Origin of the sequence: Roseibium sp. (assembly GCF_025698965.1) — a bacterium.
GTDB lineage: Bacteria > Pseudomonadota > Alphaproteobacteria > Rhizobiales > Stappiaceae > Roseibium.
This window is the reverse complement of sequence record NZ_JAILWL010000018.1, coordinates 1-26,591: the sequence shown is the minus strand read 5'-3', so window position 1 is coordinate 26,591 and position 26,591 is coordinate 1. Positions and strand designations below refer to the sequence as shown.

The 26,591-nt window shown below is 56.0% G+C and carries 21 protein-coding genes and 1 pseudogene; 17 read left to right on the top strand and 5 right to left on the bottom strand.

All coding sequences use genetic code 11. The features are described 5' to 3' along the window. The 5 genes from K5905_RS02930 to K5905_RS02910 all read left to right on the top strand — a co-directional run. A partial coding sequence (locus tag K5905_RS02930) for an ABC transporter substrate-binding protein (RefSeq protein WP_297580160.1) occupies nucleotides 1-672 on the top strand: 672 nt, incomplete at its 5' end. Nucleotides 673-818: 146 nt separating this feature from the next. Next, nucleotides 819-3,050, top strand: a complete 2,232-nt coding sequence (locus K5905_RS02925) for an iron ABC transporter permease (protein WP_297580158.1) — start codon at nucleotides 819-821, stop codon at nucleotides 3,048-3,050. Next, entirely contained in the window at nucleotides 3,047-4,108 is a 1,062-nt protein-coding gene (locus tag K5905_RS02920) for an ABC transporter ATP-binding protein (protein WP_297580156.1), read from the top strand. Before K5905_RS02925 ends, K5905_RS02920 begins: the two co-directional genes overlap by 4 nt. A gap of 11 nt (nucleotides 4,109-4,119) precedes the next feature. Next, entirely contained in the window at nucleotides 4,120-4,941 is an 822-nt protein-coding gene (locus tag K5905_RS02915; protein ID WP_297580154.1) for an inositol monophosphatase, read from the top strand. A 67-nt stretch (nucleotides 4,942-5,008) separates the two neighbouring features. Beyond that, the gene (locus tag K5905_RS02910; RefSeq protein WP_297580152.1) at nucleotides 5,009-6,037 is read left to right on the top strand and encodes an NAD(P)-dependent alcohol dehydrogenase; all 1,029 of its coding nucleotides are present in this window, start codon (nucleotides 5,009-5,011) and stop codon (nucleotides 6,035-6,037) included. A 27-nt stretch (nucleotides 6,038-6,064) separates the two neighbouring features. On the opposite strand, the gene K5905_RS02905 is transcribed toward K5905_RS02910, so the two are convergent. After that, the gene (locus K5905_RS02905) at nucleotides 6,065-6,823 is read right to left on the bottom strand and encodes a GntR family transcriptional regulator (protein WP_297580150.1); all 759 of its coding nucleotides are present in this window, start codon (nucleotides 6,821-6,823) and stop codon (nucleotides 6,065-6,067) included. After that, nucleotides 6,811-7,692 (bottom strand): BadF/BadG/BcrA/BcrD ATPase family protein, encoded by an 882-nt coding sequence (locus K5905_RS02900; protein ID WP_297580148.1) that lies wholly within the window; start codon nucleotides 7,690-7,692, stop codon nucleotides 6,811-6,813. Before K5905_RS02900 ends, K5905_RS02905 begins: the two co-directional genes overlap by 13 nt. A gap of 157 nt (nucleotides 7,693-7,849) precedes the next feature. On the opposite strand from K5905_RS02900, the gene K5905_RS02895 reads away from it, so the two are divergent. The 10 genes from K5905_RS02895 to K5905_RS02850 all read left to right on the top strand — a co-directional run bounded on the left by K5905_RS02895 (nucleotide 7,850) and on the right by K5905_RS02850 (nucleotide 20,964). Beyond that, the gene (locus K5905_RS02895; RefSeq protein WP_297580146.1) at nucleotides 7,850-8,779 is read left to right on the top strand and encodes an N-acetylmuramic acid 6-phosphate etherase; all 930 of its coding nucleotides are present in this window, start codon (nucleotides 7,850-7,852) and stop codon (nucleotides 8,777-8,779) included. Continuing rightward, nucleotides 8,776-10,029 (top strand): ABC transporter substrate-binding protein, encoded by a 1,254-nt coding sequence (locus K5905_RS02890; RefSeq protein WP_297580144.1) that lies wholly within the window; start codon nucleotides 8,776-8,778, stop codon nucleotides 10,027-10,029. Before K5905_RS02895 ends, K5905_RS02890 begins: the two co-directional genes overlap by 4 nt. 156 nt (nucleotides 10,030-10,185) lie before the next feature. Then, nucleotides 10,186-11,106 carry a carbohydrate ABC transporter permease gene (locus K5905_RS02885; RefSeq protein ID WP_297580142.1) on the top strand — a complete coding sequence of 307 codons (921 nt, stop codon included), beginning with the start codon at nucleotides 10,186-10,188 and terminating at the stop codon, nucleotides 11,104-11,106. A 10-nt stretch (nucleotides 11,107-11,116) separates the two neighbouring features. Beyond that, nucleotides 11,117-11,956, top strand: a complete 840-nt coding sequence (locus K5905_RS02880) for a carbohydrate ABC transporter permease (protein WP_297580140.1) — start codon at nucleotides 11,117-11,119, stop codon at nucleotides 11,954-11,956. Then, on the top strand, nucleotides 11,953-12,984 hold the full coding sequence (locus K5905_RS02875; RefSeq protein ID WP_297580138.1) for a Gfo/Idh/MocA family oxidoreductase: 1,032 nt from the start codon (nucleotides 11,953-11,955) through the stop codon (nucleotides 12,982-12,984). Before K5905_RS02880 ends, K5905_RS02875 begins: the two co-directional genes overlap by 4 nt. Continuing rightward, nucleotides 12,981-13,976: an ABC transporter ATP-binding protein gene (locus K5905_RS02870; protein ID WP_297580136.1), complete on the top strand. Its 996-nt coding sequence runs from the start codon at nucleotides 12,981-12,983 to the stop codon at nucleotides 13,974-13,976. The genes K5905_RS02875 and K5905_RS02870 overlap by 4 nt, the downstream gene beginning before the upstream one ends. Nucleotides 13,977-14,280: 304 nt before the next feature. Further along, entirely contained in the window at nucleotides 14,281-16,215 is a 1,935-nt protein-coding gene (locus K5905_RS02865) for a PrkA family serine protein kinase (RefSeq protein ID WP_297580134.1), read from the top strand. Nucleotides 16,216-16,238: 23 nt separating this feature from the next. After that, complete coding sequence (locus K5905_RS02860) at nucleotides 16,239-17,561, top strand: YeaH/YhbH family protein (RefSeq protein ID WP_297580132.1); 1,323 nt, start codon at nucleotides 16,239-16,241, stop codon at nucleotides 17,559-17,561. Then, a complete protein-coding gene (locus tag K5905_RS02855) occupies nucleotides 17,554-19,062 on the top strand; it encodes a SpoVR family protein (RefSeq protein ID WP_297580130.1) in 1,509 nt (502 codons plus the stop codon). The genes K5905_RS02860 and K5905_RS02855 overlap by 8 nt, the downstream gene beginning before the upstream one ends. A gap of 162 nt (nucleotides 19,063-19,224) precedes the next feature. Beyond that, the gene (locus K5905_RS02850; protein WP_297580128.1) at nucleotides 19,225-20,964 is read left to right on the top strand and encodes a sulfatase-like hydrolase/transferase; all 1,740 of its coding nucleotides are present in this window, start codon (nucleotides 19,225-19,227) and stop codon (nucleotides 20,962-20,964) included. On the opposite strand, the gene K5905_RS02845 is transcribed toward K5905_RS02850, so the two are convergent. Genes K5905_RS02845 through K5905_RS02835 form a run of 3 tightly spaced genes read right to left on the bottom strand, consistent with a single transcriptional unit; the run spans nucleotide 20,961 to nucleotide 24,703 of the window. Then, the gene (locus tag K5905_RS02845) at nucleotides 20,961-21,761 is read right to left on the bottom strand and encodes a crotonase/enoyl-CoA hydratase family protein (protein WP_297580126.1); all 801 of its coding nucleotides are present in this window, start codon (nucleotides 21,759-21,761) and stop codon (nucleotides 20,961-20,963) included. The two genes, K5905_RS02850 and K5905_RS02845, sit on opposite strands and share 4 nt — an antisense overlap. A gap of 1 nt (nucleotide 21,762) precedes the next feature. Beyond that, nucleotides 21,763-23,907 (bottom strand): acetate--CoA ligase family protein, encoded by a 2,145-nt coding sequence (locus K5905_RS02840; RefSeq protein ID WP_297580124.1) that lies wholly within the window; start codon nucleotides 23,905-23,907, stop codon nucleotides 21,763-21,765. Between the two features lie 13 nt (nucleotides 23,908-23,920). Next, nucleotides 23,921-24,703, bottom strand: coding sequence for an enoyl-CoA hydratase/isomerase family protein (locus tag K5905_RS02835; protein ID WP_297580122.1), 783 nt, complete (start codon nucleotides 24,701-24,703; stop codon nucleotides 23,921-23,923). 110 nt (nucleotides 24,704-24,813) lie between these two features. Between K5905_RS02835 and K5905_RS02830 the strand changes: the two genes are divergently transcribed. Continuing rightward, a complete protein-coding gene (locus tag K5905_RS02830) occupies nucleotides 24,814-25,713 on the top strand; it encodes a MurR/RpiR family transcriptional regulator (protein ID WP_297580120.1) in 900 nt (299 codons plus the stop codon). 358 nt (nucleotides 25,714-26,071) lie between these two features. After that, a pseudogene (locus tag K5905_RS02825) lies at nucleotides 26,072-26,591 on the top strand (transporter); the annotation flags it as partial.

Genomic DNA, 26,591 nt, shown 5'->3' with positions numbered 1-26,591 from the left:
GGTTACAAGACTGTCGGAATTTATGCCGGCGCTCTCGGCTGGGGTTACAACACCGAGATCTTCAACGAAAAAGGTTACAAGGAACCCGCCTGCTGGGCCGATCTCCTGAACGAAGAACTCAAGGGTGAGATCCAGGTGGCCAACCCGAATTCTTCCGGCACCGCCTATACGACCCTTGCCTCGCTGGTGCAGATCATGGGTGAAGACAAGGCATTCGAATACCTGAAAGAGCTGAACAACAACATCTCGCAGTACACGAAATCCGGATCCGCACCGGTGAAATCGGCTGCGCGCGGTGAAACCGGTCTCGGCATCGTTTTCCTGCATGACGCCGTTGCACAGGCCGCCTCCGGTTTCCCGGTCAAGGCAATCGCGCCGTGCGAAGGCACCGGCTACGAAATCGGTTCCATGTCGATCGTCAAGGGAAGCAAGAACCTCGACAATGCCAAGGTCTGGTATGACTGGGCCCTTTCTCCTGAAGTACAGTCGCGGATGAAGGATGCAAAATCCTTCCAGCTGCCATCCAACACGGCCGCAGAAGTCCCGAAAGAGGCACCGAAGTTCGAAGATATCAAGCTGATCGACTACGACTTCACGACCTATGGCGACCCGAGCACGCGCAAAGCCCTGCTTGAGCGTTGGGACGACGAGATCGGCGCAATCGCCAACTGATTGATCTCCCAGAGCGGGCCTGCACCGACGTCTTCGGACGAGGTCGCGGAACAGCAATTGAGGCTGATGTTCCATTTCAGTCTCAATTCGGGTCCGTGGTCTGCGGTGCAGGCCCAATTCAAACTTGCTGACATGACGGGGTGGCCATGCAAAGTGGCAATAAACGGCTGGATTATCTCCTGATACTGGGGCTGGTCTCTTTTCTTTTTCTGCCTTGGTACAGAGTGGAGGGAGGCTTTTTCGCCTTTCAATGGCTATCCAGCTTCCTTTCCTCGTCAGATCTCGCGCCTGGCATTCTGCAAATGATTGCGGAAGGGCGCAGCTGGCTGATACCGGCGCTCCTGTTCTTTCTCCTGGGTGCGAGTGCCCGTGTCGTTGCCGATGCTGACAAACGTGGCAAATTGCTGGTCATCGCGGGTGCCCTGGGCATCCTTTTCATGACCATGCAGGGCCTTGCCATCAGCTTCACCGGCTGGGCCTGGACGTTTATGGACAGTTCTTTCGGCATGTTGCCAACAGGGCAGCCTGCTATGGGAGCAGGCGCCATCCTGCTGTCCCTGATCTTCGTGCTCTTCATAGCCTTCGGCTTTGCCGAACGCGGCGTGATGAAGGGCGACGCGTTTGTGGTCGGCTCGATCTCCGTACTCATCTTTCTGGTGACAATTTTCATCTTTTACCCGATCGGCAGCATGTTCGTCGGCTCGGTGCAGGATTTCGACGGCTCGTTCAAGCCGGACGGTTTCATTGAAAACATGCAGGATCCGGCAATCTGGAGCCTCAACTGTGTCGTGGGCGCGGGTCGCTGCGGCGTCGCCTGGCGGACGCTTTTTCTCGCAGTCCTTTCCGGCCTCGGGTCAACTCTTCTGGGTCTTGCTTTCGCGCTCGTTGCAACGCGTACGAATTTCCCGTTCAAGAAAGGTCTGCGGCTGCTGACGGTTCTGCCGATCATCACGCCTCCTTTCGTAATCGGCCTGGCGCTGACACTGCTCTTTGGCCGATCAGGCGTCGTTACCGAAGCTCTGGATTTCCTGTTCGGTATCGAGCCGAGCCGCTGGCTCTACGGTCTCACCGGTATCTGGATCGCACAGGTGCTCTCATTCACGCCGATCTCCTTCCTGGTGCTCATTGGAGTTGTTGAGGGGGTCAGTCCGTCTATGGAAGAAGCCTCGCAAACCTTGAGGGCCGACCGCTGGCGTACTTTCTGGAAAGTATCTCTGCCGCTGATGAAACCGGGTCTCGCAAATGCGTTCCTGATCGGTTTCATCGAAAGCATGGCTGACTTCGGTAACCCGCTCGTTCTCGGTGGCAGCCATGGTGTTCTTTCGACGGAGATCTTCTTCGCCGTCGTCGGATCGCAAATCGATCCCTCACGCGCCGCGGTTCTCGCAATCATTCTGCTCAGCTTTACATTGACGGCCTTTCTTGCGCAGCGTCTCTGGCTCTCGGGCAAGAACTTCGCAACCGTCACCGGCAAAGGCGACAGCGGCGTGCATGCCGGACTGCCAAGAAGCCTGTCCATTTCGGTTTACGGCATCGTCATTCCCTGGATGGGGTTCACGATCGTCGTCTACGGCATGATCGTCTTCGGCGGCTTTGTAAAAACGTGGGGGCTTGATAACTCCCTGACGCTTGAGCATTACGCCCGGGCCTTTTCGATCGGTTTTGAGGACGGAGCGCTCGTGTGGACCGGCGTTGCCTGGAACTCGTTCTGGACAACTATGGAAATTGCACTCATTTCCGCGCCGCTTACGGCAGCCGTCGGCCTGCTGACCGCCTATATCATCGTCCGCCAGACATTTGCGGGCAAAAACGCCTTTGAATTCGCGCTGATGATGAGCTTCGCAATTCCGGGCACCGTCATCGGCATCAGCTATATCATGGCCTTTAACCTGCCGCCGATCGAGATGACCGGTTCCGCCCTTATCCTGGTTGCCTGTTTTGTCTTCCGAAACATGCCGGTCGGCGTTCGGGGTGGCATTGCCGCCATGAGCCAGATCGACAAAAGCCTTGATGAGGCGTCGCTGACGCTGAAAGCCAACAGCGCCCGCACGCTGCGCAAGGTGATCCTGCCGCTGTTGCGTCCTGCAATCACTGCGGCACTGGTCTATTCCTTTGTCCGGGCAATCACCTCGATCAGCGCCGTCATCTTCCTGGTCAGCGCGGAATACAACATGGCGACCTCCTACATTGTCGGTCTGGTTGAGAACGGCGAATACGGTATCGCGATTGCCTATTCCTCCATGTTGATCTTCGTGATGATCACCGTCATTGCCGTCTTCCAGCTCCTGGTCGGCGAGCGGCGGCTGCGCCGGGAAAACCGGGTTTCCGGTCTCGTCAAAACACGTAAATTTCGTTTCTCGCAGGAGAAAACCGCATGACTATTCTGAAAACCGGTTCCGTCGTTTTTGAAAACATTCGCAAAGACTTCGGCTCGTTCACCGCAATTCCGGACCTCTCGCTTACCATCGAACCCGGCACTCTGGTAACCCTTCTGGGTCCTTCGGGATGCGGCAAGACCACGACGCTGCGCATGCTGGCTGGCCTGGAACACCCGACATCGGGACGGATCCTGATCGGCGGCAAGGATGTCACCATGCTTCCTGCCCACGAACGTGACGTTTCAATGGTGTTCCAGTCCTATGCGTTGTTCCCGCATATGAACGCTCTGGACAATATCGCCTATGGACTTGAATCTTCAGGTCTCAGCAAGAAAGAGGCGCGTGACCAAGCCGAAGATGGCCTTGTTCAGGTCGGCCTGGAGGGCATGGGTCACCGGCTACCGGCGGAACTTTCCGGTGGCCAGCAACAGCGGGTCGCGGTCGCCCGGGCTCTTGTTTTGAAGCCCCAGGTTCTGCTCCTCGACGAACCGTTGTCCAATCTGGATGCCCGGTTGCGCAGAAAAGTCCGGACCGACATTCGGGAGCTTCAGCAAAGGCTTGGTTTTACCGCCGTCTACGTCACCCACGACCAGGACGAAGCGCTGGCGGTCTCCGACCGGATTGTCGTGATGAAGGACGGCAGGATTGCCCAGGCCGATACGCCTCAATGCCTTTATGACGAACCGGTTTCCGCGTTCATAGCGGATTTCATGGGAGAGGCGAATATCATCACCTGCGAAGTTCTCGAACGCGATGACAATCAGGTTATTATCGATATTGGCGGGCTTCACCACAAACTGCATACCAAGCGCGGAAAAGTGGGTCAGGCCAAACTGGCCGTCAGACCCGGCTCAGTCACACTTGAACCTGAGGGGAGCTCCGGGCTGGGCGGTGAAATCATGACCACAGCCTACCTCGGCGACCATGTCGAATACGAAGTGAAGACACCTGCCGGCAATTTTTTCGTAATCGACCATGCCGTGGAACGTTTTCTTTCGCCCAAAACAGCCGTTTCCCTCGGTTTTCGGAATCGCGGCCTCGCCCTTGTTGACGGATAGAACCAACCAGAATGATGAATTTCCCGCAGAAAAACGCAACAGATCTTGAGCTCCGTTTCCAACTTGCAAAGGAGCTGGCTGAGGAGGCCGGAGCGGTGGCGCTGGATTATTTTCAGCGCCGTGACGAACTGGTGATTGAAACCAAGCGCGATCCGCAGGACGTGGTCTCGGTGGCAGACCGCAGCGTGGAGGCACTCCTTCGCAAACGCATCGAATCCGCCTTTCCGGAAGACGGTATCCTCGGTGAGGAATATGGCCTCTTGAGCGGCACCGGCCGCTTCACCTGGGTCATCGACCCGATCGACGGCACAGCACCGTTCGTCAACGGTTTGCCGAACTGGTGTGTTTCGATTGCGCTGCTGGCCGACGAAGAGCCGGTGATCGGTGTGATCAAGGCTGCCTGTGACGACGAACTCTTCGCCGCGATGAAAGGCAAGGGGGCAAGCGTCAACGGGCGGTCTCTGATCCTGAACGCCACTAAAACCCTGCAAAACGGGCTGACCGGTATCGGCGGCAATTCACACGTACCACCGGCTATGGTCGGTGCTTCCATCACGCGGCTTCTGGAGGCCGGTGGCAACTTTGTCCGTACAGGCTCCGGTGCCCTCATGCTCGCCCATGTCGCGGCCGGGCGGCTGGTCGGGTATTTCGAACCTTACATGCACGCCTGGGACTGCCTTGCAGGTTATTGCCTGGTGAAGGAAGCGGGCGGAGACCATCTTCCCTTCCCCGTCCAGCGTGACGCCCTGCAGAAGGGGAGTCCGGTCCTTGCTGCAGGTCCTGGCGCATTTCGCGAACTCGTTGAGCTTGTTCCGCACATCGATGATTTCTGACGTGTCATTTGCAGGTTACGCGGTAAAGTCACGCTGATCGCAATCATCGGCAGTTGGAAACAGGTTTATGAAATACTGGTCGTTTTCGGAAGGGTTCGGATTGGAAAACCTGATCCGAATTAGCGGTGAGCTTCCAACCCCGGGGCCACGCGATGTCCTTCTGGAAATGCGCGCTGCTTCGCTCAATTATCGCGACCTTGTGGTCATGCGCGGACAGCATGGGAAACTTGTGCAACCGCCGCTTGTTCCTGTGTCGGACGGTGTCGGCATAGTCATTGATGTGGGAAGCCAGGTTTCCGGGCCGGCAATCGGCGACAGAGCGTCGCCGGCGTTCTATCAGCATTGGCAGGGCGGCCCACCGCCGACAGATCTTGATGTCGGACGGCTTGGCGGGCCCCTCAATGGTGTGCTTGCGACCCATTGCGTGTTCCCTGCGTCTTCCGTCGTCGCAGTTCCGCCGCACCTTAGCGACGAGGAAGCGGCAACCCTACCCTGTGCGGGTGTCACGGCCTGGAGCGCCTTGAGCGAACCATCGCCCGTCCGCCCCGGAGAAACCGTGCTCATTCTCGGGTCCGGAGGGGTTGCCCTGATGGCTCTGTCGCTTGCCAGGGCGTCCGGCGCAAGAACGATTGTCACGACCTCAAGCGCTGCGAAATCCGAGAAGCTTCTTGACCTCGGTGCGGACCTGGTGATTGACAGGTCAATTGACGAAAACTGGGCCAGAACAGTTCGAAAAGCCACTGACGAGGTCGGTTGTGACCGGGTTCTGGAACTGGGTGGTGCAGCAACCCTGAGCCAATCGATCAAGGCGGTTCGCACAGGCGGAACCATCATATTGATCGGCAACGTGACCGGAAACAACGCTGAGCTTTACCTGCCGCTTGTTCTGACACGGCGGTTGACACTTCACTCGGTTACCTGCGGGTCGCGCGCAGCATTTGAAGCGCTGAACCGGGCACTCGAACAGCATGACATCCGGCCCGTGATTTCCAAGGTCGTTCCGTTCCAGTCCGCACCTGCGGCGTTTGCTGCGCTCGAAACGCATCAGGACATCGGAAACATCTGCATATCGTCGTTTCAGGATGGTGATGCATAGACCACTCGGGCCTTGGGCGGTTCGTTCCTACTCCGACAACCGCAACTCCGCGATGAAGTCATAGGCATCGCCCCTGTAAAGGGATTTGGTGAATTCAGCTACACGGCCATTCTTCAGATAGGAAATGCGCTGAATTTTCAATCCGGCCGCCCCTTCAGCCACGCCAAGCAAGTCAGCGTCTTCGGCTGTGAGATTGACGGCAGAGATTTTCTGTACGGCGCGTACCGGACGCTGTCCGGTGAGGTCAAGAACTTCATAGAGCGATGTGATGACCTGCAGCGGGTTGGGCAGAATGTCGATTGGCAATGCCGCCCGTTCCAGCGCCATCGGCCGTCCATCCGCCTCACGCAGACGGGAAATGCGTGCAACCGAGGCGTCAGCCGACAAATCCAGAACGGTCAACTCTTCGGAAGACGGAAGGAATATGCCCCGCTCGAGCCATTTCGACGTGGTTTCCATCCCCCGGCGCTGCATGTCCTCGCTGAAAGAGGTGAGATGCGACAGAGACTGTTCAACCTTCGGTGCTGCTTCACGGATGAAGGAACCGGAGCCTTGCCGCTGCTCGATCAAGCCCTTTTGAACCAGTTCCTGGATGGCTTTGCGCACAGTAACCCGGGACAATTCGGTCAGATCGGCAAGTTCGCGTTCGGGAGGAAGAGAGCTGTTAGGCGGCAAGACACCGTCGCTGATCCCTTCCTCAAGTCGACGGTAAAGCTGAACGTAACGCGGACCGGCGCTTTCTGAGAGCCAGGCTTCTGGCTGCAAAAATTCAGCTACACTGAGCATAGTGACAACTCCTCTGCGAATTCCTGCGCCAATGACAAGGCACCATCGATAGGTTGCCCCTTCGGCTGTGCGAGGGCCGATTGCATGGGAAACTCAAGATAGCCTGCATAATGGCCCGCTATTCCTCCAGTCAGCATCAACGGCAGCCCCTGCGACCAACCCAGCGAGCGAAGCTCGGTCATGATGTGATCCGCCCCGTCCTGGAGAATCTCGATTGCGATCCGGTCCTTCCTTCCCGCAGCTGCGGTTACATAACGCGCAATTGCTCCAAAATCAGCGGGAGACGCCGTTCCCGCATAAGCTACGATGTCGCCGGGAGGACCGAATTTTTCGTGCAATTGCTCAATCAGGGGAGAAGCCGGTTTCAGACCGTCGCAAACGCGCAAAACAGCTGTCAGCGCCTTGCGCCCAACCCATTGGGCCGACGCTTCGTCTCCCAGGACCGGTCCCCAACCGCCGGCGAGCGTGATCCGCCCGGCGCGCTGCATCAACTGAAATGAACCTGTTCCGCAATGAACGAGGATGCCGTCGTCATGACCAAATGCACCACGTGCCGCAGAACGGCGATCGTCTTCGACACGCACGTGATCAAAAGGAAGCTTTCCGGCAACCTTTGTTGCAATGTCCGGCCAGGATGCTCCGGCAAGTCCGATATAGGCGGGAACTCTTTCAAGTTCTGACAGGGATATTCCCAGATCACTGGCCAGTTTTTCCAGTCCGCGAAGAATTTCGCTGATACTGCCGTCCAGATCAGTCGAGACATTGGCACTGCCCACTTCGATGACGTGTCTGCGCTCTCCGAAACCGCCGGCCACCCGGCAACGGGTCCCGCCGCCATCAATGGCTATTGTCTGAAGCTGGTCGTTCATTTGAATACCTATATAATACCTATCTTGATTTTGAAAGCCTAATTTCGCACCATCTGGCGCCGAATTACCAGAATCTACCTGAAAAATCAGGCAAAAAAGAAAATGGTAGACTAATGGTATTAAATAGGTATGATTGCGTTGAAATTGGAGTTTTCGCATGCCTCAACGTAAAACCGAGCAGCTTTATGCAATGGAAAGATCGCTCGATGCCCTGCCGCTGAGCGAGGCAGCGACTGCTATTTCAAGAGCGAATGTCGAAGCTGCCCAGGTTGTGGAGGCTTGTTCCAAAGTCATTGCGCAAGGAGCGATGACGATGGCGGCGACCATCCGTGGCGGCGGGATCCTTTATTATGTGGCCGCCGGATCTTCAGGTCTGATGGCAGCAGCCGATGCTATGGAGCTGGGCGGCACATTCGGCATTCCGACATCCCAGGTTCGTATTCTGATGGCAGGCGGCGTACCTACAACGGCCAATATGCCGGGCGACGTGGAAGACGAAAGCCGCAGCCTGAAGGCCGACCTGGGCGCGATCGGCCCGTCCGATTGTCTTATCGTGGTGTCAGCAAGCGGAGACACGCCCTACGCGGTGACTGCGGCTCAAATCGGCAAAGCTGCAGAAGCACCGGTGATCGCGATCGCCAACAACAGGAATGCTGCGTTGTTCGAGTTCGCGGATCACGTGATCTTCCTCGACACTCCACCTGAAATCCTTTCCGGTTCGACCCGATTGGGTGCAGGGACCGCACAAAAAATAGCCCTGAACTCGCTGTCGACGCTGATGGGCGTTGAATTGGGTCATGTTTTCCGCGGCCGAATGGTAAATTTGCACGCGGATAACGAAAAACTTCACGCTCGTGCCCGCCGAATTGTTCAAGACATTTCAGATGTCGATGAAACTACGGCTGCACAAGCGCTGAACACGGCAGACAACGATGTGAAAGTTGCCTGCCTGATTGCATCCGGGGCCAGAACTCCGGATGAAGCACAAACTGTCCTACGGTCCGCAGAAGGCCGGATAGACCGTGCATTGGCACGGCTTGAAACAACAAAAACAGATTCACGAGATAATTGGAGGCAACCTCAATGATACGGAAGACACTCGCCCTTGCCTTGGCAGGAACCGCCCTGACATCAACAGTGGCCCTGGCGCAGGATGCGGAGCTCACAATCGAGAGCTGGCGCAACGATGACCTGACCCTTTGGCAGGAGAAAATCATCCCAGCATTCGAAGCCAAGCACCCTGGTATCAAGGTCACATTCGCGCCGACCGCTCCGGCCGAATACAACGCGGTTCTGAACTCCAAGCTCGATGCCGGCAGCGCCGGGGACCTGATCACCTGCCGCCCCTTCGATGCCTCGCTTGCTCTTTATGACGCCGGGCACCTGAGCAACCTTGGTGACATGGACGCAATGTCCAATTTCTCCGATGTTGCCAAATCCGCCTGGCAGACAGACGATGCTTCGGCGACCTTCTGCGTTCCGATGGCGTCGGTGATTCACGGTTTCATCTATAACAAGGACGCTTTTGCGGAACTCGGGCTCGAGGTTCCCAAAACCGAAGCCGAGTTTTTTGCAGCTCTGGACAAGATCAAGGAAGATGGCAGCTATATCCCGATGGCCATGGGGACCAATGACCAGTGGGAAGCTGCCACCATGGGCTACAACAATATCGGCCCGAACTACTGGAAGGGTGAGGAAGGCCGTCTTGCACTGATCAAGGGCGAGCAGAAACTCACAGATCCGCAGTGGACTGCACCCTATGCCACGCTCGCAAAGTGGGGCTCGTATCTGGGTGACGGTTATGAAGCCCAGACTTATCCCGACAGCCAGAACATCTTCACGCTTGGCCGGGCGGCAATCTATCCCGCCGGTTCCTGGGAGATCGCGGGTTTCAACACGCAGGCAGACTTTGAGCTCGGTGCCTTCCCGCCGCCGGTCCAGAACGACGGCGACACCTGCTATATCTCCGACCACACCGATATCGGTATCGGCATGAATGCCAAGTCGGACAACCCGGAAGCTGCACGCACCTTCCTGACCTGGGTCGCGAGCCCGGAATTCGCGGCCATCATGGGCAACGCTTTGCCTGGCTTCTTCCCGCTGTCGAAAGAACCGGTGAACCTTGAAGATCCGCTTGCGAAGGAATTTGTAAGCTGGCGGGACAAGTGCGAATCCACGATCCGCTCGACTTACCATATCCTGTCTCGCGGCACGCCTAACCTGGAAAACGAGACCTGGGGCGCTTCGGTCGCCGCAATCAAGGGCACCTCTTCTCCGGATGAGCTTGGTGCTGAGCTTCAAAAGGGCCTTGCCAGCTGGTACGCCCCTCACCAGTAAGCTGCTGACACCCTCCCCGCCGCGACCGGCGGGGAGGGTTTCGCTATCCAGAACGAGACACGACGGGTTTCCTGACGTCCACCCGGATGAAACCATGCGGGATCGTTTCGCGTGCCGTTTGGCATCTGACGCCACACTCACGGAATGAGATTGACAGTGACGCACCACAAACCAAAAATCCGATGGCATATCATCGTGTTCCTGACGCCAGCAGTGCTGGTTTATACGTCGGTGATGATCTTTCCCCTGTTCAATACCCTCCGTCTGGCGCTTTACAGCCAGTTCGAACAGCAACGCGTGTTCGTCGGGCTACAGAACTTTCAGACGCTGTTCGGAGATCCGATCTGGTCGGAGCAGTTCTGGAATGCCCTTGGCAACAACTTCTGGTTCTTTTTCATCCATATGCTGGTGCAGAACCCGATCGGCATCATTCTCGCCGCGATCCTGAGCCATCCGCGCCTTCGGTTCGCTGCACTCTATCGATCCGCCATTTTCATTCCGACAATCCTCAGCTTCGTGATCGTAGGCTTTGCCTGGAAACTGATCCTGTCCCCGATCTGGGGGATCGCGCCGTCCATGCTGGATGCGATCGGCCTGAAGTTTCTGTACGCACCCTGGCTCGGCAAGGAAGAATACGCACTGACGACCCTGTCGCTGATTTCGGTCTGGCAGTTCGTCGGAATTCCGATGATGCTGATCTACGCCTCATTGCTTGCGATCCCGGATGAGATCCTGGAAGCCGCCGAAATCGATGGCATCACCGGCATGTCGGCTTTCTGGAAAATCAAACTGCCGTTGATCCTGCCGTCGATCGGAATCATCTCGATCCTCACGTTTGTCGGCAATTTCAACGCCTTCGATCTGATCTACACGGCCCAGGGCGCCCTCGCCGGACCTGACTTTTCGACGGATATTCTGGGCACGTTCCTTTACCGCACCTTCTTCGGCTTTCAGTTGCAACTTGGCGATCCTTACATGGGATCGGCCATCGCGAGCGCCATGTTCGCAATCATCCTGATCGGTGTCTGTATCTACCTGTTTGGCATACAGACCCGCATGCGCCGCTATCAGCTGTGAGGTTGAATTCATGCATACCGCACGCACAAATCCACTGAATACCCTGGCGATGCACGGCGCGCTGATCCTCTATACGCTGATCGCGCTGTTTCCCGTGTTCGTTATCCTGATCAACAGTTTCAAAACCCGTAAGGCCATCTTCCGCGAACCCTTGTCACTGCCGACGGCCGACAGTTTTTCGATGATCGGCTATCAGACGGTGATGAAACAGGGGGATTTCTTTCTCTATTTCCAGAACTCCATGATCGTCACGGTCGCCTCGCTGTTCTTCATCCTGCTTTTCGGCGCCATGGCCGCCTTTGCCCTCAGTGAATACCGGTTCCGCGGCAACATGCTGATGGGGCTGTATCTGGCATTGGGGATCATGATCCCGATCAGGATCGGAACCGTGGCCATTCTGGAGATGATGGTGGCGACCGGCCTGGTGAATTCGCTCCTGGCACTCATCCTGGTCTACACGGCACAGGGACTGCCTCTGGCCGTTTTCATCCTGAGCGAGTTCATGCGGCAGGTCTCCGATGACCTGAAAAATGCCGGCCGCATCGACGGGCTCACCGAATACACGATTTTCTTCAAGCTGGTGCTGCCTCTGGTCCGCCCTGCCATGGCAACGGTTGCGGTTTTCAACATGATCCCGATCTGGAACGATCTATGGTTCCCGCTGATCCTGGCACCGGCTGAAGAAGTCAAGACGCTGACACTCGGCAGCCAGGTTTTCATCGGACAATTTGTCACCGACTGGAATGCCGTGCTTTCGGCGCTTTCCATGGCGATCCTTCCGGTCCTCATTCTCTATGTCATCTTCTCACGCCAGCTTATCCGCGGCATCACGTCTGGAGCGGTCAAATGAAGCGCGTCCTTATCGCCGGCCTCGGCAATATGGGGCTTTCTCATGCGCTGGCGTATCACAATCACCCGGACGCCGAGATCGTTGGCCTGGTCAACCGCTCGCCGGTTGCCCTGCCGGAAGAACTGTCCGGCTACCCGGTATTCACCTCGTTCGACACCGGGTTGGAAACCAACCCAGATGTGGTGGTGGTTGCCACCTATTCGGACAGCCATGCCGACTATGCCTGTGCGGCGATGGATGCCGGGGCACATGTCTTTGTCGAAAAGCCGCTGGCAACCAATGTTGCTGATGCAAGACGTGTCGTGGCAAAGGCCCGGGAGACAAACAGAAAACTGGTGGTCGGCTATATCCTGCGTCATCACCCGTCCTGGCAGCGCCTGATCAGCGAAGCGCAGGCGCTTGGTGGTCCGTTTGTGTTCCGCCTGAATCTCAACCAGCAATCTTCGGGTCCGCAATGGGAAACGCACAAAGCCCTTATGCGCACCACCAGCCCGATTGTCGATTGCGGCGTTCACTATGTCGACGTGATGTGCCAGATCACCGATGCGGAGCCTGAGCGTGTCCACGGCATGGGTGTGAGGCTCAGCAACGAGATCGCACACGACATGTACAATTACGGACAGTTTCAAGTCGTCTTCAAGGACGGCTCCGTCGGCTGGTACGAGGCCGGATGGGGTCCGATGATGTCGGAGACCGCGTTTTTCGTGAAAGACATCGTTTCTCCGAACGGTTCGGTTTCGATCACCGAGAGCAACAAGGGTGCATCAGCCGACATTGACGGACATACGAAAGTCGGCGGCATTCTCGTTCACAAGCCCGACGGCGACGAATTGATCGAACTTCCCTGCGAACCCGGACATCAGGAACTTTGCGACGCAGAACAGGCCTTTGTGCTTAAGGCAGTTGCCGAAGACATCGACCTGAACCGACACATGAACGATGCCGTGAATTCGCTGGCAATCTGCCTGGCGGCCGACGAAAGCATTCGAAGCGGCCAGACCGTATTTTTGAAGGAGACCGTGCTATGACGGCTTTGACCCTGAAGGGCATCAACAAATCATTCGGGACGGTGCATGTTCTGAAGGATATTGACCTTGAGGTCGAGGAAGGCGAATTCGTCGTATTTGTCGGCCCCTCCGGCTGCGGAAAATCGACCCTTTTGCGTGTGATCTCCGGCCTTGAAGACGCGTCTTCCGGCGAAATCACGATTGATGGCAAGGTGGTGAACGCCACTCCGCCGGCAAAACGTGGCATCGCAATGGTGTTTCAGTCTTATGCGCTTTATCCGCACCTGAATGTCCGGGGCAACATGTCCCTTGCGCTGAAGCAGGAACGCCGGTCCAAGGCGGAGATCGAAGAACGGGTTGCCGAAGCGAGCCGGATGCTCAATCTGACGGATTATCTGGACCGCTTTCCCTCCGAACTCTCCGGAGGCCAGCGTCAGCGCGTTGCCATTGGCCGCGCCATCGTGCGCCAGCCAAAACTGTTCCTGTTCGATGAACCGCTGTCCAATCTCGACGCTGCCCTGCGCATGAACACGCGCCTTGAAATTTCCAAACTGCACAGGACGCTCTCGGCATCGATGATTTACGTCACCCACGATCAGACCGAGGCCATGACACTGGCGGACAAGATCGTCCTGCTCAGGGACGGTCGGGTCGAACAGGTGGGCAGTCCGATGGAGCTATACAACAATCCCGCCAATCAGTTCGTGGCCGGGTTCCTTGGAGCGCCATCCATGAATTTCCTACCTGCCAGCACACTGAATGAAGGCGACAACCGGACGCTCGGGATTCGACCTGAAGACCTGACGCTGGACCCCGAGGGGCCCTTGTCCGGGAAAGTTTCCCACATCGAAAATCTCGGTGGAGATACGAACCTGATTGTCGACACAGAGGGCAGCGAACTGACGGTTCGGCTCTTCGGTCAGCACCCTATTGACGTGGGTGATCAGATCCGCGTCTCGGCCCAGCAAAACAAACAGTTTTTCTTCGATCAGGACGGCCGAAGGGTCGCCTGACAGGCGCTCGAAATCACATCCAGCCCCCTTCCTGTCAGTGCTGCGGTCCGGGAACCGAATTCGGTTTCCGGACGGTTGCGTATCCCCCCGAGATATCCACCGGCCGCGTTGAAAACCAACACCGAGGCACATTCGCGTGGTATCATCTCTGGCAACGAATCCGTCACGAATCAGAGATCGCACTTTATTTTGAAAGCGAAAAATTTACGGAATCCAAAAGTTTGGATTGCCTCCGCGGAGGAATACCCCATGTAAGAATAGTGGGGTCGATTATGCGGAATCGCCTGAAAATGGAAGTCGAATTATGGAGATATACACACGGTTCGCCGAAGACTACAAAAACAAGAAACTGGAAGAGCTTTCTATCCAGGATTACCTGCTAGGATGTAGGGATGACCCGCTCATGCGCGCAACAGCCGCCGAGCGGATGATGGCCGCGATCGGAGAGCCCGAGGTCATCGACACGAGCCAGGACCAGCGCCTTGGCCGAATTTTCATGAACCGAACAATTAAACGCTATGCGCCCTTCGAACGCCTCTATGGCATGGAAGCGACGATAGAACGAATTGTCGGCTTTTTCCGGCACGCCAGCCAGGGTCTGGAAGAACGCAAGCAGATCCTTTACCTGCTGGGTCCGGTCGGCGGCGGCAAGTCCAGTATCGCCGAAATTCTCAAGCAATTGATGGAACACGAACCGATCTATGTGCTCAAGGCGGGCAGCCAGATCAGCCCGGTTTACGAGTCGCCACTCGGCCTGTTCAATCCAGAACGCATGGGCGATCTGCTTGAAGACAAATACAATATCCCCAAGCGCCTGCTGTCGGGTCTGATTTCCCCGTGGGCAGCCAAGCGGCTTGAGGAGTTTGATGGTGACATCTCGAAATTTTCCATCGTCAAACTTTACCCCTCGCGGCTTCAGCAGATCGGTGTAACCAAGACCGAGCCCGGAGACGAGAATAACCAGGACGTTTCCTCGCTGGTTGGCAAGCTCGATATCCGGATGCTGGAAGAGTTCAGCCAGAACGATCCCGATGCCTACAGCTTCTCAGGCGCACTCAACCGGACGACCCAGGGTCTGATGGAATTCGTCGAGATGTTCAAGGCGCCGATCAAGGTTCTGCACCCTCTGCTAACTGCGACCCAAGAAGGCTCCTATATTGGAACAGAGAATATCGGTGCACTTCCGTTTCAGGGTCTTATTCTTGCGCATTCGAACGAGTCCGAATGGCAGCAGTTCAAAAACAACAAGAACAACGAAGCGTTTCTCGACCGTATCAGCGTCGTGAAAGTTCCGTATTGCCTGCGCGCTTCCGCCGAAGCCGAAATTTATGAAAAACTCTTGAGCGACAGTGCTCTTTCGGATGCCTCCTGCGCGCCGGAGACACTGCCGCTTCTGGCACGGTTCAGCGTCCTGACCCGGCTTCACGAGCATGAAAACTCCACGCTCTATTCCAAGCTCAGGGTCTATGACGGCGAAATGCTGAAGGATGCGGATCCGAAAGCGAAATCCTTACAGGAATATCGCGATTCTGCGGGTGTCGATGAAGGTATGACCGGTATCTCGACACGATTTGCGTTCAAGGTCCTGTCGGAAACCTTCAACCACGACACCGAGGAGATTTCGGCCGATCCCGTTCATCTAATGTATGTGCTCGAACAAGCGCTCAAGAGGGAACAGTTCGACCAGGAAACCGAAAACAGGTATCTGGACTTTCTCAAAAGCGAACTTGCTCCCCATTATGCCGAATTCATCGGAAATGAAATCCAGAAGGCCTATCTGGAATCTTATTCAGACTACGGCCAGAACCTGTTCGACCGCTACATTGCATACGCCGATGCGTGGATAGAGGAGCAGGACTACAAGGATCCCGACACTGGTCAGATTTTCGACCGCGAAGTTCTGGAAAAGGAACTTGAAAAGATCGAAAAACCGGCAGGTGTCGCCAATCCAAAGGATTTCCGCAACGAGGTGGTCAAATTCGTGCTGCGCGCACGTGCTGAAAACCACGGGCAGAACCCCGATTGGCGGCGATACGAGAAACTTCGCCAGGTCATCGAGAAGCGGATGTTCGGCAAGGTGGAGGAGCTGCTTCCCGTGATCAGCTTCGGTGCCAAGCGGGACAAGAAGACGGATGCCAAGCACCACGAGTTCGTCGAGCGCATGACCGGCCACGGTTACACGAAACGTCAGGTGAGACGTCTCGTCGAGTGGTACATGCGCGTCAACAAGGCAGGGTAAATTACGTAGAGGCCTTAAGAGCAATGGCGCACTTCGTCGACCGCCGGTTAAACCCCAAGGACAAAAGCCTGAGCAACAGGCGCCGGTTTCTCAAACGGGTGCGTTCTCAGATCAAAAGGGCGGTGGAAGACGCAGTGCGCGAGCGCGGCATCGCGGATGTCGGTCGTGGCAAGAACGTCTCCGTTCCAACTGAGGGCATCGCCGAACCTAGCTTCCGGCAGGCACGCGACAGCGGCAGACGGGAACAGGTCTTCACCGGCAACAAAACCTTCCAGGAAGGCGACAAGATCGAGAAACCGCAACAGGGCGGTTCAGGCGGTGCCGGGAAACAGGGGTCACCGGACGGAGAAGGCGAGGATGACTTTCTGTTCGCGCTCTCGCGAGAAGAATTTCTCGACTTCTTTTTCGATGACCTCGAACTTCCCGATCTCATCAAGCAAAGCCTGAAAGAGATCACCAAGACCTATCCGCGCCGGGCCGGATATTCCTCTACAGGCTCGCCCGCTAACATCAATGTTGCGCGCACCATGCGCAATTCCCTTGGCCGACGGATCGGGCTCCGCCGGCCGAAGGACAAGGAAACTCTCAATCTCCTGCGAAAGATCCTGCTCCTGGAACAGGTCTCGGTACCGACGCAGGAACAGAGGCAAGAGCTGCTCGCGTTGCGAGCGAGACGCGATGAAATCATGAAGCGGCGTCGGGTGGTCGCCTATATCGACCCGCTGGATGTCCGTTACAACTATTTCGAACAGCAACCGCAGCCGAACACCAACGCCGTCATGTTCTGCCTCATGGACGTCTCGGCTTCCATGGGCGAACGGGAAAAGGATCTGGCCAAGCGCTTCTTCATGCTGCTGCATCTGTTTTTGAACCGGCGATACGAGAAGACCGACATCGTCTTCATTCGTCATACCCACGACGCCTCGGAGGTGGATGAAGAGACCTTCTTCTATTCCCCGCAGACCGGTGGCACGGTCGTCAGCACGGCCCTAGTCATGATGAAGGACGTCATCGAGGACCGTTACCCGCCATCGGAATGGAATATCTACGCCGCACAGGCATCGGACGGTGAAAACTTCAGTGGCGACTCCTCAAGATGCGCACAACTTCTCAACGAGGACCTGATGCGGATCTGCCAGTATTTTGCCTATGTGGAAATTGTCGACGAAGACGAAGCCCAGCTGATCAACAGCGAGGCGAGTGGAATGGAGCTTTGGGAAGCCTACCGCCAGGTCACAGAGACCTGGCCCAATTTCGCCCGGAAACGCGTTTCCAAAGCAGCCGATATCTATCCGGTTTTCCGTGAGTTGTTTGCGAAGGATCACGCAGGAAAAAGCCATGGTTAGTACTGCCGGAAAGTCCAAGCCGACCCCGTTATTTGATCAGGCCGACTGGGATTTCGATACTCTGCGGCGAACCTTTGATGCCATAGAGGAGGTCAGCCGAACCGATCTGGAACTGGATGTCTATCCCAATCAGATCGAGATCATTTCCTCAGAGCAGATGCTTGATGCGTATTCCTCCATCGGCATGCCATTGATGTATCATCACTGGTCCTTCGGAAAGCACTTTCTCGGTCATGAACGCCTTTACCGGAAAGGCGCGCGCGGTCTTGCCTATGAAATCGTCATCAATTCCGATCCGTGCATCAGCTATTGTCTTGAAGAAAACACGATGCCGCTGCAGGCGCTGGTCATGGCCCATGCCGCGTTCGGGCATAATCATTTCTTCAAATCCAACCATCTGTTCCAGCAATGGACCGACGCGGAAGGAATTCTCGATTATCTGGAATATGCCCGCCGGTTCATCGCCGGTTGTGAGGAAAAGCATGGAGCTGACGAGGTTGAATCGCTGCTGGACGCCGCCCATGCCCTGATGTCTTTCGGCGTCTTTCGGCACCGCCGGCCGCGTCAGCTTTCCCTGCGAGAGGCGGAAGAACAGCGTCAGGAACGTCTCGCCGCTGCGGAAAAGAACGTTCATTATCTCTGGAACACGATCCTGGACCGCCCCAATGGTCAGCAGAATGCGGATGCCGCCTTGCAGGAACGCAAGCGCGAAATGCAGTTGCCGGAGGAAAACCTGCTCTATTTCCTGGAGCTTTACAGTCCCATTCTGGAATCCTGGCAACGCGAAATCCTGAGGATCGTGCGCAATGTCGGCCAGTATTTCTATCCGCAAAAACAAACCAAGGTGATGAATGAAGGCTGTGCCTGTTTCGTTCACTATTACATCTTGAACAAGTTGCATGCCGAAGGCCGCCTGACGGACGGCGCCATGCTGGAAATCCTGCACAGTCATTCGAATGTGCTGACCCAGCCAGGGTTCGATGACCCCCGGTTCAGCGGCATCAACCCGTATGCGCTCGGATTTGCAATGATGCAGGACATCAAGCGCGTGTGCGAGGAACCGACGGAGGAAGACCGTGAGTGGTTCCCGGATATCGCCGGGTCACGCGACTGGCGGAATGTGCTGAAACATGCCTGGGCAAATTTCCGGGACGAGAGTTTCATCCAGCAATTCCTGTCACCCACAGTCATGCGCCGGTTCCGTATGTTCGCGATCGGTGATGAAGCCAGCGCCTCCTTCTGTACGGTGACCGGCATCCACAACGATCACGGTTACCGCCATTTGCGCGATGTGCTGGCCCGCAACAATGATCTGTCCAACCAGGAACCGGAGATCCAGATCGTCGATGCAGACCTGCTCGGAGATAGATGCCTGCATCTTCAGTCCGTGCGGCGAGACGGTGTCTCCCTGGACGTCGACAGCAAGGAAGCCACCCTCAGATATGTTGAGCGGCTGTGGGGCTATAAGGTCGAACTCAAGGAAGTGAATTCAAGCACTTGACCCTGTCGGACGAGACTGAATCCCTCTGACGCGCTCAACCAAGAGCAGCGTTAAGGTAAATTCCGATTTTTGATTGTGCACCCTCCCTCCTTTCCATTAGCTAGCAAAGCTTCAGTCCTTGATTGCTCAAGGTCACTTTTTTGAACCTTTGCCGGAGAGCTTATGTCCCGCCTTGTTCGTTTCCTGTTTGATTTCCGGGTCGTTTTGACCTGTGTCATCGTCGGAATGATTGCAATCGCCGTTGCCGAACGGAACCTTGCGACACTGCCGATGGCATATTTTATTGCCTGTTCGGTAATATCGCTCCTGGCACTTTTGACGGCGCGGCCAATCACTTCAATTTATTTCGGATTCGCTTTGCTGGGAACGATCGCATTCATCTCGTACATCAAGATGAAGTGGATGTCGCTCGCACCAAATATTATCGATATTTACTATTTCGTACTCAATGCAGGGACGCTCTCTTTCTTGATGGACAGCTTCCTGCCTTATATTATTGCCACTGCGCTGCTTCTTGCTTCCTCATTGTTCATTTTGCTCTTTGTCGGTTACTTCGAAAAAGGCAAAGCAGGAATTCGGCGATGGTCGCTTGCGGTCTTTCTCGTGTCCCTCTCCCTGACCGTCTGGTCTCAGCCGAAACAGTTCGACGGCATCGGCGAATTGATGCGCTACAGATATGTGACCTCCGTGTTCAGGTCGCTGCACTATCTGCCTCACCTTAATGACCCGGTTCCCCTGCTTGACCGTCTGGCAACGACAACCAAAACCGAGAATGTGCCCGAAAAGGTCGCCGAGGTTTCCGCCTGTGAAACACACAGCACGAGACCTGACTTGATCGTCGTGCAGTCTGAATCGGTCGTGCCGCCAGCGATTTTCCACGACAAAGGATCACCGGACGTTCTGGACAAGGCATTCGGAGGGGATGATGGCATTCTCCGGCCTCTGCAGGTCGAGACCTTTTCCGGTGGCACATGGGTGACCACTGCCGGATTCGCAACAAGCCTGGTCATCTCGGAACTCGAATGGCTGAAGAGCTATTCCAATTTCCTTTTGGAAGGCCGGATTGACTTTTCCCTGGCGCAAAGGCTTTCAGATTGCGGCTACCACACCGTTTACCTGTCTCCGTTGCCGTATTCCTTCGTGAACGAGGGCAATTTCATCCAGTCCATCGGGTTCGAGGCATTCCTTGATCAGCAGGATATGGGCGCCGCCACCAACCATGAAACCGATGCCTTTTACTACCAGGCGGCATTGGACTACCTGGCAGAGCACCACCAGACCGACGACCGGCCGGTTTTCATGGTCATCCTAACAATGTCCGCGCACTCTCCCTGGGATTACCGACTTTATCCGGACCGGCATATCGAGGGTGAACCGTTCGATGAAAATCCGGATGTCAATGAATACATCCGGCGGTTGGCAATCAGCCGCACCGACCTTGCCGAATTCCAAGAGCAGCTTGAAGAAGGTCCCGATGCCAGACCAACTGTCCTGCTGGACTTCGGTGATCATCAACCCGGTCTGACATTGCCTTACTGGCAAACCCGGGAAGGAGAGACACCGTTGGCGAATTCCGAATCCGGAGCGTATCTGACCTACTTCCAGTTTCTGTCCGCCGGCACGGAGCTCTCAAATTCCGCGCCAGTATTTGAAAAACTCGACGTCCAGTATCTCGCACCGACCCTGATGGAAGTCGCCGGATTGCCTCTAGGCCGCGTCTACGAAGACCTGAGCGCAATGCGGGACATCTGTGACGGGCGTTTCAAAACCTGTCCGGTGCCCGGTCGCATTGAAGCCCACTACCGCTGCCGGTTTAACGACGTTCAATGTACATCCCGGAGGACGGATACCGACCGAAACAGCGAGACTGTTGCCATTCCAGGTTCGGGAAATCGCCTCTAACGGCCAGTGAAGCTGGCGGCTCTTTTTTCAAGCAAGGCATCGACTGCCTCGGCGTGATCCTCCGTCTGGTGGCATGCACCCTGATATGCAGCGGCAAGCTCAAGAAGGCTGTCGAACCTGGTGTTCAATCCCTCGCGTATCAGGCGCTTGGTCATGCGCAGTTGGCGGGGTGGATTCTGCGCAATTCGCTCTGCCAGTTTAGTCGCTTCCTGCATCAGGTCCTCAGGCTCCGTCAGCTTCGACACAAGCCCCCAGGAAAGGGCGGTTTCCGCATCTATGGGATCGCCTGTAAAGGCCATTTCCGCGGCGCGTGACAGACCGACCTGTCGCGGTAACAGCCAGGCTCCGCCGTCGCCGGAAATCAGGCCGACACGGACGAAATTTTCAGCGAATGTGGCGCGAGTCGAGGCTACGCGAATATCGCACAGACAGGTGACGTCGCAGCCTGCGCCGTATGCAGGTCCGTTGACTGCGGCAATCAGCGGCACTTCGCACTCCCAAACCGCCTTGGCGAGGCGCTGAATTCCAGCCCGATATCCATCTTTGGCGTCGATTGCATCGCCCCCGAAAATCGATGTCTTTTGCTTCATGTGCTTAAGGTTGCCACCGGATGAAAACGCCTTGCCTGCCCCGGTCAGGATCGCGCAGCGCACAGACTGATCGCGATTGATCTTGTGCATCGCCTCGACAACTGCCTCACACAAATCCGCATCCGTCAGGACATTCCGCGTCTCCGGCATGTTCAAGGTCAGGGTCACGATATGACCCTGTTGAGTGAAAAGAAGCTTTTGGGTCATGTCAGTGGCCTTTCGAATTCAGGATCATGCGCGCATCGACGATGGCGTAGCCATCACTTCGCAGAATAACCGGATTGAGGTCGATCTCCTTGATCTCCGGATGGGCGAGCGCCAGATGCGAGACTTTCATCATCAGATCGACCAACGCTTCCTTGTCGGCCGGTAATCCTCCACGGACTCCGTCCAGAATCTTGCTGGATTGAATTTCCGCAATCATTTCCCGTGCATCCGCGCGGCTCATCGGCAAAGCGCGGAAGGAGACATCTTTCAGGACTTCGACGAATATTCCGCCCAGACCGAACATCATGACCGGACCGAACATCGCGTCGTGGACCACGCCGATAATGATTTCAACACCGGACTGCGCCATCGGCGCAACCAACACACCGTGCAGGTCGGCTTCAGGATCATAGGTTCGCGCATTTGCCATGATCTCCCGAAACGCATCGTGCAATGAACTCTCGCCGGTGATCTTGAGCTTGACGCCACCGGCGTCGGATTTGTGCAGGATGTCCTGACTGACGATCTTCATAGCCATCGGGGCGTCGCCAAGAACTTCCCGCACCTTTTCCAGCTCGTCCTCGGTTCTGACGAGCATCTGTCCCGGCACGCTCACATCGTAAGCCCTCAGCAGATCCTTGGCTTCATGCTCGTAAAACGCATCCCGGTTGTCAGCGGTGATCTTTTCCAGGATCGCCTTGCCAGCCACGGTCGGACCGTCGGGAATTTCCAACGGAGAAGTGGCGTTGCGCCTTTTTGCGTGGGCATAGTCGATCAGTTCCGCAACACAGCGCACTGCGGGTTCCGGCCAAACGAAGACTGGCACGCCGGCCTCTTTCAGGACTTCGATCGGCTTGGGCCGCAATGTGTTGTAAACGCTCTGCACAATCAACGGCTTGCCGTATTTTTCCGGTAGAGTCGCCAGGCGCTGTGAGGTTTCAACCTCGTTGTCCAGCAGCGCCGGATTGAAACGTGCCGCAAAGCCCCCATACATTCCAATGATCATCAGGATATCGACGTTCTCATCCGCCAGGATGATTTCGGCACAATCAGCGCTGACAGACGGATCGTCGTCGGTACCTCCGGCAACATCCACCGGATTGACGCAGGAGGCAGCCGACGGCAGAACGCTGCGCAGCTTGCCAATGGTCTCGGTGGAAAGTTCCGTCAGCTCAACACCTGCATCCACCAAAGCGTCGACGGTCACCGTCGCATGTCCACCACCGTCCGCAAGGATGGCAACGCGCCCCCCTTTCGGAACGGTCAGTTTCGACAGACCTTCTGCAATCGACAGGATCTTGTCCGACTGTTCAACCACGGTTGCTCCTGCCTGTTTCAGCAGTCCTCGCGTGAGGTCGAAGCTGGAAGCCAGCGATCCGGTATGCGAGCTGGCGGCGACCTGCCCGGCTTCTGTCCGGCCGGACTTATAGACAACTACCGGCTTTTTCTGGGTCACATCCCTGCAGGTATTCAGAAACGCACGACCGTCCTGAAATCCCTCGACATAGAATACCGGTGCCTTGGTATCCTCATCGTCGCCGAAGTAGCGCAAATACTCCGCCAGGTTCACATCAAGCTGGTTGCCGACACCGACATAAGAGGAAAAACCGACACCGCCGCGCCTTTTGGCTTCGGTAACAAAGGCCAGCATCATGTTGCCTGACTGCGAGCAGATACCGATATTGCCCGGTTCCACATCCTGTACACCGACCATATTCATCTTGTTGTGCAGATTGAATACACCGTTCGTGTTCGGGCCGACGACCCGCACATTGTGCTGACGCGCAGCGGCAAGTGTGGCCTCGGCTATGGCTTCGCCTTCAGCGCCGATTTCGGCAAATCCTGCCGCCAGGACCACCGCACCTGGAATGTTCTTTTGTCCGCATTGTTCCAGGATCGCAGGAAGTGTCTTGGCAGGCGTGCAAACCAGAACCACATCGATCCGGTCTTCCACGTCCAGAACGGAGGTATAGGCTTTCAAGCCGAGGATCTCGGAACTCTTGGGATTGATCGGGTAAATCCTGCCCGTGTAGCCATCGGCCCGCAATTTACGAATTGCCTGATTGCCACGCTTGGAAGGATCGTTGGAGGCGCCAATGACAGCGATTGATTGCGCCTTGAAGATGCTGTCGAGTGCATTGCTCATGTTCCTGCCTCCATCATCTACCCTTGAAGACCGGTCTGCGTTTTTCAACAAAGGCATCAACACCCTCCCGCCAGTCTTCAGTCAGCATGCAGGTGCGCAGGGCATCCAGTTCGGTGACAAGACGCGAGGGATAATCGCGGTGCATTGCGTTGAGGTTTTCCTTGGCAAACCGCATCGGGAAGGGAGCCTTCGATCCGATGCCGGCGGCAAATGCGGCGACACCGGCGTCAAACTCCTCCTCATCAAAGACCCGTGTGGCCAAACCGATCTCTTCAGCCTCCGCGCCTGAAATCCTTCGGCCGGTCAGGATCAGTTCTCGGGCCTTTGCAAGGCCAACCAGCCGGGGAAGGATTTCGGTAACACCGCCGCCCACGTGGGTTCCGATCGAAATTTCGGGAAATCCGATCTGGGCACTTGCCTTCATCACAATGAAGTCGGCGGAGCAGGACATTTCCGCTCCCGCGCCCAGCGCGTATCCGTTTACGGCGGCGATGATGATTTTGGGGTGCTTGTAGATGCGTTCGCAGACATCATTGCCAAGCTGCAGGTATTCCAGCTTTTCAAGGTCGGTCCGCGTTCCGGCGCCATGTTCCTTCAGATCCGCGCCGACGCAAAATGCGCGCCCCTCGCCGGTCAGCACGACACAGCGCACGTCGCCGTCATGCTCGGCATCGGCCAGGGCGTCGAGGATTTCTGCATAAAATTCCGTTACGACTGCATTCAGCCGATGCGGCCGGTTGAAACGGATTTCGGCCACCGGGCCGGACTTGCGATAGAGAATGGTCTGGTACGGCATAACGCCCTCCTGTGAAATTCGGGCGTGACATGCACAGAAGGCACAAATATTCTCAATATAGAATTTTAAGAACAAATGTTCTTTTATCGAACTGTGTCGGAGGCCGGGAAATGTCCGCTATTCAGAAGAATGAAATCTGCAAGCGTCTCCTGAGCGATGTCGACGACTTGCCGCCGCGTTTGCAGCTGGCTGCAAAATACATCATCGACCATACCAACGACTTCGGTCTCGATACGATCCGTGTCACCGCCGAAAAGATCGGCATCAGTGCGAATTCCCTGGTGCGCCTCGCCAGTCATCTGGGATTTTCCAGTTTCGAGGAAATGCGCGAACCTTTCCGGATCGCGCTTGTGGAGCAATACGATAGTACAGGTGGTGACGGCTGGATCAATCGGCTGTCCGACGCCGGACCATTCGGGAATTCACATGCCCGTTCTGTGAGCAACGAGATCGACATCGTCAAACAGTCACTGAAATTGCTCACGGTGGAAAAGACGGAATCCGCTGTGAACATGCTCATGAATGCTCGCAGTGCCTATGTTACAGCCACAAGAGCCAGCTACGCTCTCGCTTATTATTTTCACTATGTCGGTCGCATGGCCCTTCCCAACTTACATCTGATCCCCCGGCATATGGGCAGTCCACTCGATGAAATGATTTCCGTCGGTAAGGAGGACGTTCTTCTGGCGATCACCTTCCCTCCCTACAGCGCCGATACAATCAGCGCTCTTCGACTGGCCAAGCGCAATGGCACCAAAGTCATCCTGATTTCCGATTCCGAACTGATCGCCCCCAATATCGAAGTTGACCTCTTTTTAAAGGTTACCCTGCATTCGCTTCATCACTTCAGTTGCTTTGCCGGAGCAATGGTGGTGCTTGAAAGCCTGCTCTATCACCTGGTGAGCCACGGCGGAGAAGAAGCCCAGGCCCGCATCGCCAGTTATGAGGCGTTGAGAGAGGATTTCGGCGCATATTGGCAAGCCAAGTTACCCAAGCTGCGCAAAAAATAAAAAAACTTCCGGAGTGCGGGTCGGCATGTCTGCAGACTTTGGAGTGACCCCAAATCAGGCCACTCATGTTTCCTGTTTCATATTGTTTTCGTTGATTTAATTCGCGTACGACGCCAGATCTTCCGACATTGAGGCTTCGCGCTCGGTGGGCAATTCCCGTCCATTTCGGCCAATCATTGCGGTTTGAATTTATTGCAAATGTAACATTTAGTAACAAAAGAGTTGCATTTGTTATATTTTTACCATTACCCTCTCCCCAATGGCCAGCGGTACGCCCGATTGGCCAGGTCACGGTGAGGGAGTTTGCACCATGGCCTGGCGGCGCCGGTCATAACGAGCCTGAGCAAGGGAGGAAATCATGCTCAAGTCATTGAAATTCGGAAAAGTTCTCGCCCAAGTCACTCTCGCAGGTGCCCTGACGATGTCTGCCGCAAGTCTGGCGACGGCCGCGGATATGCGATTGAAATTCGCAGGTACATTCCCGGTGGACCACCCGGGCACCAAGATGATGGAACAGATCAAGACAGACATTGAAGCTGCCGATGTCGGGCTGAAAGTGTCTCTGTTTCCCGCGAACCAGCTGGGTTCCGGCGAAGCGTTGATGGAAGACACCATGCGCGGCAACATCGATTTCACCGCGGCTTTCATCTATTCGCACAAGGATCCGCGCCTTGAATTCCTGTCGATGCCATTCCTAGTCAACAATTTCGACGAGATGGACAGCGTCATGCGAAACATGGACTCTCCGTTCAATCAGGTTCTGCAGGAACGTCTGAACGAACTGGGTCTGCGCCTTCTTGCCAACAACCCGGAAGGCTTCACCGGCATCGTTGCCAACAAAAAACCGGAAAACTGGAACAACCTTGGCGCCAAGGACA